This is a genomic window from Secundilactobacillus folii, assembly GCF_009720675.1.
GTDB lineage: Bacteria > Bacillota > Bacilli > Lactobacillales > Lactobacillaceae > Secundilactobacillus > Secundilactobacillus folii.
Map to the genome: position 1 here is coordinate 139,167 of NZ_WNJO01000005.1, position 13,523 is coordinate 152,689.

At 45.1% G+C, this 13,523-nt stretch carries 12 protein-coding genes and 2 pseudogenes; 10 read left to right on the forward strand and 4 right to left on the reverse strand.

Annotation, left to right across the window (positions count from 1 at the left end):
- The first annotated feature begins 1 nt into the window (after position 1).
- The 8 genes and pseudogenes from GM612_RS05655 to GM612_RS05680 all read left to right on the forward strand — a co-directional run bounded on the left by GM612_RS05655 (position 2) and on the right by GM612_RS05680 (position 7,980).
- Complete coding sequence (locus tag GM612_RS05655; protein ID WP_155431411.1) at positions 2–3,286, forward strand: DEAD/DEAH box helicase family protein; 3,285 nt, start codon at positions 2–4, stop codon at positions 3,284–3,286.
- Positions 3,283–4,302 (forward strand): Eco57I restriction-modification methylase domain-containing protein, encoded by a 1,020-nt coding sequence (locus GM612_RS12345; protein WP_155431412.1) that lies wholly within the window; start codon positions 3,283–3,285, stop codon positions 4,300–4,302. Before GM612_RS05655 ends, GM612_RS12345 begins: the two co-directional genes overlap by 4 nt.
- Before the next feature lie 890 nt (positions 4,303–5,192).
- Complete coding sequence (locus GM612_RS12415) at positions 5,193–5,510, forward strand: replication initiation factor domain-containing protein (protein WP_343031824.1); 318 nt, start codon at positions 5,193–5,195, stop codon at positions 5,508–5,510.
- Positions 5,476–5,649, forward strand: a pseudogene (locus GM612_RS12625) (hypothetical protein); the annotation flags it as partial. The gene GM612_RS12415 and the pseudogene GM612_RS12625, both read left to right, overlap by 35 nt.
- Positions 5,650–5,652: 3 nt before the next feature.
- Positions 5,653–5,844, forward strand: a complete 192-nt coding sequence (locus tag GM612_RS12425) for a hypothetical protein (protein ID WP_246147588.1) — start codon at positions 5,653–5,655, stop codon at positions 5,842–5,844.
- Between the two features lie 77 nt (positions 5,845–5,921).
- Positions 5,922–6,083, forward strand: coding sequence for a DUF3173 family protein (locus GM612_RS05670; RefSeq protein ID WP_155431413.1), 162 nt, complete (start codon positions 5,922–5,924; stop codon positions 6,081–6,083).
- A 37-nt stretch (positions 6,084–6,120) separates the two neighbouring features.
- Positions 6,121–7,315, forward strand: a pseudogene (locus tag GM612_RS05675) (tyrosine-type recombinase/integrase); the annotation flags it as partial.
- A 452-nt stretch (positions 7,316–7,767) separates the two neighbouring features.
- Positions 7,768–7,980, forward strand: a complete 213-nt coding sequence (locus GM612_RS05680; RefSeq protein WP_155431414.1) for a hypothetical protein — start codon at positions 7,768–7,770, stop codon at positions 7,978–7,980.
- A 183-nt stretch (positions 7,981–8,163) separates the two neighbouring features.
- Here GM612_RS05680 and GM612_RS05685 read toward each other — a convergent pair whose 3' ends face one another.
- The 3 genes from GM612_RS05685 to GM612_RS05695 all read right to left on the reverse strand — a co-directional run bounded on the left by GM612_RS05685 (position 8,164) and on the right by GM612_RS05695 (position 10,876).
- On the reverse strand, positions 8,164–9,408 hold the full coding sequence (locus GM612_RS05685; RefSeq protein WP_155431415.1) for a DNA/RNA non-specific endonuclease: 1,245 nt from the start codon (positions 9,406–9,408) through the stop codon (positions 8,164–8,166).
- A gap of 308 nt (positions 9,409–9,716) precedes the next feature.
- Positions 9,717–9,968: a hypothetical protein gene (locus GM612_RS05690; protein WP_173021228.1), complete on the reverse strand. Its 252-nt coding sequence runs from the start codon at positions 9,966–9,968 to the stop codon at positions 9,717–9,719.
- 146 nt (positions 9,969–10,114) lie between these two features.
- Positions 10,115–10,876 (reverse strand): SDR family NAD(P)-dependent oxidoreductase, encoded by a 762-nt coding sequence (locus GM612_RS05695; RefSeq protein ID WP_155431417.1) that lies wholly within the window; start codon positions 10,874–10,876, stop codon positions 10,115–10,117.
- 505 nt (positions 10,877–11,381) lie between these two features.
- On the opposite strand from GM612_RS05695, the gene GM612_RS05700 reads away from it, so the two are divergent.
- Both GM612_RS05700 and GM612_RS05705 read left to right on the forward strand, forming a co-directional pair.
- The gene (locus GM612_RS05700; protein WP_155431418.1) at positions 11,382–11,876 is read left to right on the forward strand and encodes a flavodoxin; all 495 of its coding nucleotides are present in this window, start codon (positions 11,382–11,384) and stop codon (positions 11,874–11,876) included.
- A gap of 1 nt (position 11,877) precedes the next feature.
- The gene (locus GM612_RS05705; protein ID WP_155431419.1) at positions 11,878–12,528 is read left to right on the forward strand and encodes an NAD(P)H-binding protein; all 651 of its coding nucleotides are present in this window, start codon (positions 11,878–11,880) and stop codon (positions 12,526–12,528) included.
- A gap of 131 nt (positions 12,529–12,659) precedes the next feature.
- Here the strand turns inward: GM612_RS05705 and GM612_RS05710 are convergent, their stop codons facing one another.
- Positions 12,660–13,523, reverse strand: coding sequence for an aldo/keto reductase (locus tag GM612_RS05710; protein ID WP_155431420.1), 864 nt, complete (start codon positions 13,521–13,523; stop codon positions 12,660–12,662).

The following is a 13,523-nucleotide window of genomic DNA, read 5'->3' on the forward strand; positions in this document are numbered from 1 at the left end:
TATGGTTGACAAAACTAAAATAAAAACTACAAGAGTGGTTTATCCGCAGATTTATGCGTATACGTTACCACAGATAGCCGAAGACAACGGCTGGATTAAGATTGGCTACACTGAGCGCGAAGATGTTGATACTCGCATTCGTGAACAAACGCATACTGCGGCAATTCGACTGAATGCAAATAAACTTTGGTCTGAGCCGGCCAAGTATTCAAGAGGCGATGCTTGGTTCACTGACAAGAAGTTACATAAATACCTAACTTCACAAAAAGACGTTAAACAGCGGTTGAATACTGAATGGTTCTACTACGATGGGACGCCTGAACGCGCACATGAAGATTTTGTAGACTTTCGAGATCGCAAATCTGATCAGTCTAGAGACACTTCTGAGTATACATTACGAGCTGAACAGCAAGCAGCTGTTGAAAAGACTGTTGCCTATGCTAGAAATCATGTTGGTGGGGAATTTCTATGGAATGCGAAGCCGCGTTTTGGTAAGACGCTGACAACGTATGACTTGGCCCGAAAATTAAATGCTGAAACTGTGCTGGTTGTGACCAACCGTCCGGCAATTGCCAATTCATGGTTCGATGACTTCGAAAAATTTATTGCATGGCAAACCGACTATGCCTTTGTTTCTACGACTGATTCACTTAAAGATCGTCCCTCTATGAGTCGCGAAGAGTTTATGAATCAGCTAGATGGTGGCAAACAGCGAATGATTGCCTTTATCTCGTTACAAGATATCAAGGGGGCAATTCCTTTTGGTGGCGGCGTTAAAAAGCTGAAATGGGTTAAGAATTTGCATTGGGATTTGTTGGTTATTGATGAATCTCATGAAGGTGCAGATACCTTAAAGGCCGACGTTGCATTTGACAATATCAATCGTGATTTCACGTTGAATTTATCTGGTACACCATTCAAAGCTGTTGCCAAGGGCACATTCAGCGACGATCAAATCTTCAACTGGACATACGCTGATGAGCAAAACGCTAAAGAAAACTGGCCGGTGGATGATGAAGAACATAATCCATATCGGAAATTGCCACGGCTGAACCTATTTTCATATCAAATGAGTCGAATGATTACCGATGAAGTCGATGCAGGCGCTCAAATCGATGGTAAAGATGAAGACTATGCCTTTGATCTTAATGAATTTTTCTTGACAAGTAATTCTGGTAAATTTATTCATGAAGATGATGTCCGTAAGTGGTTACGTAGTCTTTGGAAAAATGACGGCTATCCATTTTCAAATGACGAACTGCGTTACGAATTAAAACATACGTTCTGGATTCTCAATCGGGTGGCCAGTGCTAAGGCACTTGAAAAGCTAATTAAAAGCATGCCTGTTTTTGATGGTTACGAAGTGGTCATTGCCGCTGGTGATGGTCGTACAGATGATGATCAAGTTCAAAACGTGCGGTCCCTGGATCGAGTTCGCAAAGCCATTGCGGAAAATGACAGGACAATCACACTGTCTGTTGGTCAACTGACTACTGGGGTTACGGTTCCGGAATGGACTGGCGTTTTAATGTTGTCGAATATGAAGTCGCCCAGTTTATACATGCAGGCCGCGTTCCGTTCGCAAAATCCTTGGACATATACCGAGAATGGTATCCGTAAGGAAAAGGCTAATGCTTACGTGTTCGACTTTGCCCCAGAACGAACGCTGACCATCTATGATGATTTCGCCAATGATTTGTCAAGTGAAACCACAAATGGCGGCGGGACAACCGAAAAGCGCAAAGATAACCTTAAAACGTTGCTGAACTTCTTCCCAGTTATTGCAGAAGATACTGACGGTAAGATGGTTGAGCTTGATGTTAACCAAGTGCTGACAATTCCAAAGAGCATCAAAGCTAAGGAAGTCGTCAAGCGCGGGTTCATGTCCAATCTTCTGTTCCAAAATATCGGTGCCATCTTTGCTTCCAATGAAGTACGTGAAATCTTAGAGCAAATGCCGGCTGTTCCTGAAGGCAAGACTGTTCCTAATCAAAATGCTGATCCAATCGATACCAAGAACGTTAAGGTGGATGATCAAGGTAATGCGATGGTTGAACCAGCGACAGTCGACACGGCTGTTGAGCATCACTTCGGCAAAAAAATTTATGCTGAAGTCGAATCAGCTGCTGAGAATATTAATATTGATGACAGTTCACGTATTGAAAAAAATATTGCTGACGCATTCCGTGCGCAGACGCTTGATAGTATGAAGAACCTAGCCAAAGATAGCGGATTGACCAATAAGGCCGCTGAAGCGGTCACAAATCAAGGTGCAAATGTAATTGCCCGTGAAGTTGAGAAGGTTCAAAAGCAAGCTGAAGTCAAGGTGAATGAAGCACAAGTTGAGTATCAAACTAAGGTTAAAGAGGCTGAACGCAACACCTCAATGGAGGACGCAGCAAAGCGTCAATTTGCGGAGGTGGCTAAACGTGAACTGGAACAAAAAAATCAGCAGATTCAAGAAGACTTTCAGAAGAATGTGACGGCGACCATCGTTGATAAATCAAAAGAGGTCATTCAGTCGTCAACGGAGACATTGCTTAAGAAGGCTGAAGATAAGAAGAAGAACATTGTCGAAGATGATATTCGTTCTCGGCTTCGTGGGTTTGCTAGGACGATTCCGTCATTCTTGATGGCTTATGGTAGTGTCGACACAACGCTTGGCAATTTTGACGCCACAATCAGTGATGGGGTTTTCCAAGAAGTTACTGGAATTACGCTGGACCAGTTTCGTAAACTTCGCGATGAGTTCCAATTCTTTGATTCTATTGTTTTCAATGAGTCTTGCTTGGAGTTTTTGCGTAAGCGGGTTGAACTGGCAAATTACTTTGACGATACGCATGACGAAGACATTTTTGACTATATCCCGCCGCAAAAGACTAACCAAATCTTCACGCCTAAAAAAGTCGTTAAAATGATGATTGATAAGCTGGAAGAAGAAACGCCGGGTATTTTCGAAAATCCAGATAAGACTTTTGCTGATTTATATATTAAATCAGGGCTTTATCTAACGGAAATTGTTAAGCGCTTGTATACTGGGTTGGCTGATAAAATTCCTGATGAAGATGCACGCATCAAGCATATCTTGGAGCACCAAGTTTACGGGTTTGCACCATCCGAGATCATTTACAACATCGCGCGAAACTTTATCTTTGGTTTTGATGCCAGTGCAAAGAATATTGACGATTCGCACATTGTTTGCCTTGATACCATGCCTTATGCGATGGACAACGGAGACTTTGAAACTAAGTGTGAAGAGTTATTTGGAAAGGAGAACAAGCGATGAAATTCGACGTTGTAGTGGGTAACCCTCCTTTTGAGAAAACGTTAGAAGGGACTAGTGACGCACCGATATACAATTACTTTTACGATCTTGCAAGTGTAATTGGTAAAAAGTATTGTTTAATATCACCAGCACGTTTTTTGTTCAACACAGGAGGGACCTCAAAAGCATGGAATGAAAAGATGCTTAATGATCCGCATATCCAGGTTGAATATTACAATCCGGAAGCCACTGACGTATTCAGGGATACTGGGTTTAAGGGTGGTGTAGCTGTTCTATACCGAGATGAGTCCAAAGAATTGGGGCCAATAGGTACATTCACGAAATTTCCGTTATTAAACGAAATTCTGTCAAAAGTAACTCGTTCCGATACTTTCGAGAGCATTATCCCGATGGTTACTCTACAAGAAAAATTTGATCTCAAAAAGCTATACACCGATTATCCGCAAATGGAGTCATTAATTGGTAGTAAAGGCAAAGAAAAAAGATTGACAACTTCCATTTTCAGTACTGTCCCTTCGCTTTTTAATGATTACTATAGCAGTGATTGTGATGTTGAAATATTGGGACTGATTAATAATAAGCGAGTTTATAAGTTTATCAATGGTAAATATATCGCTAAACATGAGAACCTAAACTCGTGGAAGGTTATCCTTCCAAAATCCAATGGCACTGGATTGTTCGGGGAAAGGCTATCCAGTCCAATTGTTGGTAGACCTGGCTTGGGACATACGCAGAGTTTTATATCTTTCGGTAAATTTAACAGCAGTGCTGAGGCTAATAACTTGCTGAAGTATCTTAAGAGTAAATTTTGTCGAGCACTGTTAGGCGCAATTAAGAGTACTCAGGATAACAATCCGGCAACGTGGGCCAAAGTCCCTGTTCAGGATTTTTCTAATGATTCAAACATTGATTGGAACAAGCCGGTATCTGACATTGATCATCAACTTTACATGCTGTATAGACTCAATCGGGCAGAGATTGATTTTATCGAATCCAAGGTAAAACCAATGAACTGAAGTAAATAAACGTTCGTAAATTCCAGCTGAATCGCGTAATGTGGTTTGACTGGTGTTTTTGTGTAACCTTCGCTTCTGGTTTGTCTCACCTTAATCACAGCCACACCGATCACTTTTGAAACATTAAGATCCTGTTACAGTTAAACTTTCACTTTCAAACCGTCTGTATATGTTGAGAGCGAAAGTTCTCACAGGAGGGTCTTGCAACGTACGCCGCCGTGCGCGGCGTGCTGCGCGAAAGCCACTTTGCTTAGGCAGATAGGTGGCTTTGCTGTCAGGTCGCTTCGAAAGGAGCTAACATGCTGAAGGATTTGAACATAGTCAGCGGGATAATGAACACCGACTGGCTAAACCAGTTTTGCGCTGAGATGCGCACGCACAAGATTACTCAGGACCAATTAGATTACAGTCGGTCGCATCTGAACCAGTTGCTGACGGGAATAAGCCGGTTAACCAACAGGCGCGGCTACGGTTAACGTTGGCGCTGCGGTCGCTGACAGGTCAGACCAACATTGACGTATGTACTGATTATTTTGGCGTCATCTTCAAATCGCACGACTATGAAGAGCTGGTGACGGAGCTGTTCCAGATTAATCTCAATCACTTTAATCTTAAAGAAGGGTGCGCGCTATGGTCACCCAGCCACTTTTAAATGTGTTGAAATCGACGTGTTATTGTCGATTTATCAAGATGTGGATGCAGACGGATATGATCCTAGTAAGGATGGCGGCACGATGATTGAGTTGAAAGGTTAAGGCTGTCGCTACGTTGAAGCGTATTTGCGCCAGCAGAACCGCACCTGGTAAGACTTCTTGGAGACTTGCATCACACTTGACGGTCACTTCACACGCGTTGACCTCGCCTTCAATGATCGTAATGGCTTGCTCGATGTGTCGACCTTAATTGAGAAGTGTGACCGCGATGGATTTATCTCGCACTTTCACGGCTTCCGGGATAATCACACGAAGCAATGGGAGGTATCGGGCAGAACCTTATATCTGGCGTCGCCGCAAAGTGAGGTGTACTTCTGTATTTACGACAAGGCCTTTGAGCACACCAGATACACCCTGAGATTGCGATTAAAGACCAACCGATTGAAGTTCGGTTACGTTGCAAACGCGCTGTTTCCGCAATTAAGAATCTGTTGGCGGAACGTGATCCAGAGAAAGTTGTATTCGGAATCATCAATCCTTACCTTCGTTTCTTGATGCCGAGCCACAAGGCAAAAGTCAGTGGACGACAGATCCACGTTGGGATGCCTTCATTGGTAATAATCGCGACAAGCTGCGATTATCGACCAATTCTGAACCATTGAGTTATGCACACATTACCCGCTTCCTGAAGAAGCTGTTGCTGAAGATATTGCAGCTGATTGATCAATACAATGGCACCACCGAGTTGAAGGCGATTATTGACGGTAGTAAGTTGGCGAGCCACTGGGACTTGATCCATCACTATCAGCACCATCGCAATGGCTTTTTGACGGATTCAGAACCGAGTGAGACATCAAAAAAGAGCAACTACGCCGACCAAAGCAAGTAGTCACCCTTCACAGATAAGATTTGGGTCCTATCTGGTTTGATTATCTCATCTCAATCAAAGATATGGAAGTTACGTAATTGGAAAATAGTTTTGTCTGCTATCAAGATCTGATGGCATTAGGATTTAAGCAGCATACTGCGCACGATATCATTAGACAAGCGAAGCAAAGGCTGGTACAAAAGGGTTATCCCTTGTATCTCGACCGAAGCTTAGGGTGCGTGCCGCGGTCAGTCTTTTAGTCCATTCTCGGATCACCGATGAATGGAGTTGTTGAGAATGAGTAAAACAAAATATCCAGGCGTGTTCATAGATGCCAAATGAAACTTCTACTATGAAACCGAGTTGGGCACCGGTAAGATGAGTGTCAAGCGCGTTCGCAAGGACAGTCAAGGAATGCCATTCAGTACTGCGCTCGCGGCGAACAAGGAAGTGACGCGAGTGAAGCGTGAATATCATGAGGCACATGGGTTTACGAACTTCCGGATGGCCTATCGCCAGTTCATGAAGGACGCGTATATCCCCGCGTACAAAACCAACGTGGAGGAAAGTACCTTCGTCCTACGTAATTGCAGCTTCGAGATTTGTATTGCGCGGTTTGGCGACCAGCTGTTGCATGACATTGAAATCTCTGACGTGCAAAATTTTAGCACATGACTGCTCACGGATGAGACAGATGACGGTGCCGACTTGGTATTTGGCTGCTTCCGCAAGTCACCCGACCACGCGGTGCAGATGCAGTATCCGTCCAGCAATGTGTCAAAGCGGGTCAAGGTGATTCCTAAGGTTAAGAGTAGCGTACCGTTCTGGACGAAAGCTGAGTTTGAACAAGCCATCGCGCAAATCTGTATTGATGATATCTACGGACACCTGAACTTTGTAATGTTGTGGCTGTACTTCCTGACTGGCGTTCGCGTCAACGAAGGCACGGCGCTGTGGTGGGCGGGACGCTGATCTCGCTAAGAAGCAGTTGCAAGTTGACCACATACTAGTGATGAGGAACCGGCATGACTGGGAACGCCAAGACTACACGAAGACAGAAAGTGGTAAGCGGATCTTGATGCTGGACGATGACACTGTGGCGATTCTGCGGCGTTAGCGTGAGGTACAGACGAGTTTCGGTCTGGGTGGAGTTGATTATTTCATCATGACTTACGACGGATTGCCGATGACCTAGTCCACAATCTCGCGAATTATTCACCGATATGCCAAGTTGGCGAAGGTTCATCTAGTCTCGAGGGCAAAGGACTGCGGCCACAGTCACGCATCGTATCTCATCAATGAGTTCAATGTTTCTGTGCTGGTGTTGTCTAAGCGCTTGGGGCACTTGTCGCCAGAGATCACGCTGAAGCACTACTCGCACTTGTGGGGCGGGCTGGATGCTGACATCGCCGAACAGATTGCGCGCAACATCACGATCGAGACGGCGGGGCAGAATCAGGTGTGGTTCGTGGGGAATCAGGCGGTAAAGTTCAATAAATTAAGCCCAGCTAACTCCCCGCCAAAACGGCAGCCGAGGCATAGAAAGCCAGTAGTGACGCAGGTTGTTAAGCAGAAGGTACGTTTGAATGGGAGTAAAAAATTTCGCTCGGTAAATTTAAATTGTTATTTCGAAGTCCCGTTTTTCGGGACTTTTTATGTGGGAAAAATTTATAGCGAATGTGGTATGCAGGGGATATCTATGTAAAAATTTTTTATTTTGAGAATCTCCGCGGTTTTCAGAAGTGAATAAATTATATCATTTATTATTTGAGAGCCTTAATTTATAGGGAAATGATTAGTGTATTCCCCGCGTCTGCGGGGGTGATCCTCCGCGAACCATTTATCACCGTTTGGGATCAACGTATTCCTCGCGTATGTGGGAGTAATCCTTGTATGGGTACACTGTATTTATTAGTATGTGTCTCACACAGATGGGCTTTGATTATGATCACCATTTATCAAAGGCCCGATGTTTTCTCAGAACAACTGGCACGGCAAGTGATCCAACACTTCATTTCAAAAAAGCCCCTCTCGACTGTACCAGATAACGCACTTGAGAAAACGTTAACTGGCGGTATAAATAACGATTGGTTTGCAGAAAAAGATAGGCCTATTATTTCTCGCGTGCTGCGCTTGTATGGTACTGTGAAAGACTAATTTATTTTTATTAATAACCGACTATAAAACGTAACTCAAAAAAGTATGCCTGTTCAATTGACAGTTCCGTAGTAGTAATATTGATTATACAAATAGAGGTAGATTGTTAGATAACCCACAATCTACCTCTATTTCTTGATAATCAGACGTTCAATTTTTATTTAATCAATTAACATTCCAAAATCACGGTCTAGCATACTCATTCCCTCGAGCGGCTTGTGTTGCCCCAGCAGCAATTGCCGCCGACCGACTTTCATAAGTATAATTGCCAGGATTCTTCACTTCGGTATAATACTTATTACTCTGTGAGACATAAACCTTTCCACTGGCCGCAACCGTCCACTGGCCATTCTTGGTTGCTGCACCAGATTGTGTCGTCGTAGCGTGGTGAACGACACTTGGTGTGCGAGTCGTTTGTTTTGGCTGTGTATTTCGCCGCTTCACATACGGTTTGGCGTTACTGCTGGCATTATTATAGTTAATTTTAATACCCTCAACGTCATTTAGCACCACGATCTCAGAATTGATACTGCCATCTGAAGCCTTGATATCGACGATCGAGCCACGTGGGATCTCTTCTGAACCGTTATAAACGGGCGTGGTCTCGTAGCAAACGGTCCGCTTGGTTCCTGGGTGGCTGTCCCAGTAATTTTCAACGGTTTCTTCAGCAGCACGCATACCACCATCTTGATCAGCACCAACGTTTTGTGGACGAGTGCCAGTCGTGAAATTATTCGATGAGGCATACGATTTCTTACCCAGTAAACTATCGCCAATCGAGTGACTGCGGTTGTACAGATACCCATGATAAGTCCGACCGGTCAACCCGAAGTTGATAGCCACGATCGGATTTTCAGCCGGCCAGCCAACTGGTTCCAACGGGTCACCTTGACGCGAACCCTTGGAAGCGGCAAATTCAGAATAGGTCAAGACTGCTTTAGCGGTCGTTGGTCGTCCCTGACTGTCGGCAGCAAAATGGTAACTGCCGGCACTCATACCACTGAAGCCATGGAGTTTCGCCTTCCCATTGGTGAAGTAGTAATCGCCATTTGGTCCAGCTGACTCCCTGTTCGTATAACTCACTAATTTCGCTAGTACACCACGATGCTGTGCGCTGTGGTGGGCAGCTTTTTTAATTGTCGAAGGCCTAGTTGCCGCTTTCCGTTTAACGTGAGTGGCAGCTTTTTTGTGCGAACTTTTCTTATTTACTAACGCTGCTTTTTGTGAATCGCTGTTCTTGGCGGTGTGCTGCGAACTGTTACTGCCACCAACACCAGCGAAAATGAAGCCAACGACCACAAGAATCAACGCAGTACGTCCCGCGTGACCTGTTTTTCGCCGCTTAGCTAAGCCATACGCCCAGTAGCCGGCGACAATGATGCCAGCCAGCAGGACAAGTGTCCCGATAGTAGATATAAAATTAGACATAATGATCTCCCCAAAAAGATATTGAACGCGCCACCCCGTATTGTCGAACATGCGGCCGACTGTGACGCTGATGACTGTTATCCCTCCCTAACTGGTGGTCCTCAGTGTTATTTTAAGACTTGGTGAAAAAGAACACTAGAGGAAAAGAACAATTTGGCGGATTTTACGTACGCTTTACACAAAATAGTGCAAGCCCTTTAGTTATAGAAATACACAATAGACGTTCCAATTGCGGCATAATCGGTGAGCTTGGCCAAAATAGCACTCAAAAACGTCACAACTTAAAAATGCAGTTGTGACGCAGAAGTTTACTTCCGATAATAATGGCCATTAACTTTAACCGTCCGGTGGTTGACACTGATTTTAATGTTAGCTGAGTAACTCCCACCGTGAGTAAATTTTTGATAGTATTTGTAGGTTCGATGACCCAGATACCGATACTTTACGGATTTGACACGGCTGACCGCTGCTCCGTTCTTCGGGATAACATACACATGCTTATTGGAAATCTTCAGTCTGTCAGAATGTCCCCGCCAGTTTCCCTGGAGTATTTTTGGCATGCCATTGTGCCAACTTGAAGCCTGACTGGATACCGGGAAACTAGCTACCAAACACGTACCAAGCAATAGTGTTCAACTCGTTTTCAAAGTTCTCTTCAACTGTATTTTCAACCTCCTCAAACAACCATTTCCTGATTCTCAAGCGCCTAACGTAGCTTAATATCGCCACCGTCAACCATCAGCGTCTGCCCAGTCATGTAGGAACTGGCGCTGCTTGCTAGGAAGAGGGCTACAGAACCAATATCGGTTTCAGGGTCACCCAGACGATGAAGCGGGATGCTCTTGACCAGTTGATCATACTGTTCTGGTGCAGCCTTATGCCACTGTTTGACACCTTCCGTTTCCGCAATCGGCGAGATGATATTCACCCGAATGCCATCCGCCGCCCACTCATTTGCAGCTACCCGTGACAAGCCACGAATCGCTTCCTTAGCTGCTGCGTAGGCCGCCTGAGTTGGCTGGCCGTTCAAGCCCGCGCCCGACGCAAAGTTAATGACACAGCCGGTGGTCTCCTTGAGGTGAGGGTAGGCCAGCTGCATTAAGTGCCAAGTGGGATAAAAACCCGTGTTCATTGACATTGCTAGATCATCGTCAGTGAGCTGGACGAACGGCTTTTGCTTGGAAGCGTGCGCGTTATTGATCAGGACATCTAACTTGCCGAATGCTTCGAGAGCGGTTGAAATTATCTGCTGATCCATTTCCAGGGACGAAATATCTGCATTTAACGTTTTAATGGTCCCTAATGGTGCCAGTTTATTAGCTGCGGCCTTCAGTGCATCATCGTGAATATCAACGATCAGCACCTTTGCGCCCGCCTTAACGAACGCGGTTGCCATCCCAAAACCGATTCCGCCAGCGCCACCAGTGATGATCACACTCTTACCTTGTACATCCCATTGAATTGCCATGATGAGATCCTCCTTTAATTGTTTTGCATAGAGTAGTATAGCATTAAATATGCAGATTAAAGCGCTTACTCCATAAATATATACCTTGATTATTGACTCAAATTATGCCAATCAATTACTAAATAACATTGGTATCAAAGTAAAGTTCAAAATCATCAGGTGATTAAATATGCCCCGAGAATATACACGATAAATGCGAAGTTAAATCATCTGCGTCCAAAGTAATAAAAACAAATCGCTTGCCTTAGAGTTACTGTAAGGTAGTAACCTGAATATTATTCAATAATATTAACCATCAGCCAAGCCCACTTGACCGATAACATTCAAAGAGGCCTGCATTTGAATCAGACACTGCTCGACCGAAATCATATATCCGCAACGATTAAGGGTCAAAGGGTCCGTGGTGGTTACAGTGGCATTTACTTGTAATCCAGAATTGTCACCACAATGATCAATGGCTGATTCCGCCCATTGAAGCTAGGACGTACTAGGAAGGAAGTTTATCATGTCATCAAACATTTTAATGGCTTACTATTCGTGGTCTGGTACGACTGCCGCGCTCGCAAAACAGATTGACGACCAGCTGCATCCAGATGTCTATCAAATTCAAGTTCCTGCCGGGACGTTTTCAACGGATATGTACGCGACTTCAGACATCGCTAAGGCTCAGCTAGCAGCGGGAAAAATGCCGAAGCTGGTAAATGCAGTTCCGGATCCCTCACACTATGACCGTGTTCTGATAGGTGGACCAGTCTGGTCGGGGACGCCCGCCACACCGGTTTTAGCATTTTTACACGCCATCAATTCACGGTCTCTAGCAGTGGCGCCTTTCTACACGGATGTTGGTAACGCAGGTGATTACGAGGTGCACTTCAAACAGGCAGCCGGCAATCTCGATGTCCTGCCAGGGTTTGAAGCTACTGGCGTTACCAATCAACGGGAAATGACTGACTGGTTAACCGAAGTGACCAATGCAAACACGAATAACGGAGGAAAATAACATGAAACTTTTAATTTTAGCAGCGAATGGCCAAATTGCCTGCATCGTTGAGCACCGAATTTTAACTGAGGATACCTATCAGGACGTTCAGCTTACACTTGGCTTACGAAACCACAGCCGACTCAGCAGTTTAGCGAATAATCCTCGGGTGAAGGTCATCGAAACGAATCTGGAGGATGCTCAATCAGTTGACGCAGCCGTCGAAGGGCAGGACATGGTCTTTGTCGCTGTGGTTGATCACGACCACAATAACGCCATGACGAATAACGTTGTTGCAGCTATGAGACACCAACACGTTGAGCGGGTGATCTTCACCAATATTTTAGGCATCTACAATGAAGTTCCCGGCGAATTCGGTGCTTGGAACCATCAAATGGTGCAGTCGGGTCTGGATGCCGCCATTCAATCCGACAAGATACTAGCAGATTCAGGTTTGACTTACACGACCTTGCGTTTGCCATGGCTCAATGACCGTGATGAAGTCAAATACAGTATTACTAAGAAAAACGAACAGTACGTTGGGGTCTCTGGTTCACGTCAAAGCGTGGCGGATGTGGTGTTGCGAATCGTTTCAGATCCGCAATTTGCTGCTAACGATAGCATTGGTATGGCAGACCCCGCAACTGAAGGTCTGACCCGACCGGTTTATTAAAGAGCAAAGCGCCACTCTAAGGCTGATTCAGCCGTCTATTTCTTACGCTTCGCAACTATCGTCTTTGAAAATCAATTCAATCAAAAAAGACTGACACCGTACTGCGATGTCAGCCTTTTTAATTTGTGATCCTAGTCATTTGCATGTACGTCAAATGCTTTGGCCAGTCGCTCGCCTAAACCTGGTGCATCAGGATCATGCTTGCCCTTGCCAGTATCCAGTTGGCGAATTTGAGCCATTTCGTCAGCTGTCAATTCGAAATCAAAAATATCGAGGTTACTCTTGATACGATCGGGATGGATCGACTTTGGGAACACAATGATGCCTTCCTGATTTTCAAACCGCAGAATAATTTGGCCAACGTCCTTATTGTATTTCTTAGCCAAGTCTTGAATCACTGGTTCCTTCAGCAGAGTTTGGTCACCTTGGCCAAGTGGGGCCCACGCTTCGAGCTTGACGCTATTTTGATCAAGAATCTTTCGCAGCGGCTTTTGCTGGAAGTGGGGGTTAAATTCCACCTGGTTGACGCTTGGCAAAGTCTTGAACTGAGGGACGAAGTTTTGCCAGATCTTGGGGGTCATGTTAGAAACGCCGATGGAACGGATCAGGCCCTGTTGTTTAGCCTCTTCCATCGCTTGCCAAGCACCTGGGACGTCGCCATAAGGCTGGTGAATCAAGTAGAGATCAATGTAGTCTAAGCCAAGTTTTTCTAACGAGGTTTGAATCGCTTTTTTAGCCGGTTCGTAGCCGTAATCTTGGAGCCATAACTTACTGGTGACCCAGATATCTTTGCGGGGAATGCCGCTGTCACGTACTGCACGACCAACTTCTGCTTCGTTGAAGTAGGCGACGGCCGTATCAATGTGGCGATAACCATCCGCCAACGCCTCTTTAACCGCACTGTACGTACTGCCATCATTTGGAATCTGAAAGGTCCCGAAACCAATGGCTGGAATCTCAGTGCCATCGTTTAATTTAATTGTTGGAGTTGCCAT

Excerpts from the sequence above, each read along its gene's own strand:
- GM612_RS05655 (WP_155431411.1), top strand. The coding sequence starts at position 2 with ATGGTTGACAAAACTAAAATAAAAACTACAAGAGTGGTTTATCCGCAG.
- GM612_RS12345 (WP_155431412.1), top strand. The coding sequence starts at position 3,283 with ATGAAATTCGACGTTGTAGTGGGTAACCCTCCTTTTGAGAAAACGTTA.
- GM612_RS05680 (WP_155431414.1), top strand. The coding sequence starts at position 7,768 with ATGATCACCATTTATCAAAGGCCCGATGTTTTCTCAGAACAACTGGCA.
- GM612_RS05685 (WP_155431415.1), bottom strand. The coding sequence starts at position 9,408 with ATGTCTAATTTTATATCTACTATCGGGACACTTGTCCTGCTGGCTGGC.
- GM612_RS05690 (WP_173021228.1), bottom strand. The coding sequence starts at position 9,968 with ATGCCAAAAATACTCCAGGGAAACTGGCGGGGACATTCTGACAGACTG.
- GM612_RS05695 (WP_155431417.1), bottom strand. The coding sequence starts at position 10,876 with ATGGCAATTCAATGGGATGTACAAGGTAAGAGTGTGATCATCACTGGT.
- GM612_RS05700 (WP_155431418.1), top strand. The coding sequence starts at position 11,382 with ATGTCATCAAACATTTTAATGGCTTACTATTCGTGGTCTGGTACGACT.
- GM612_RS05705 (WP_155431419.1), top strand. The coding sequence starts at position 11,878 with ATGAAACTTTTAATTTTAGCAGCGAATGGCCAAATTGCCTGCATCGTT.
- GM612_RS05710 (WP_155431420.1), bottom strand. The coding sequence starts at position 13,523 with ATGGCAACTCCAACAATTAAATTAAACGATGGCACTGAGATTCCAGCC.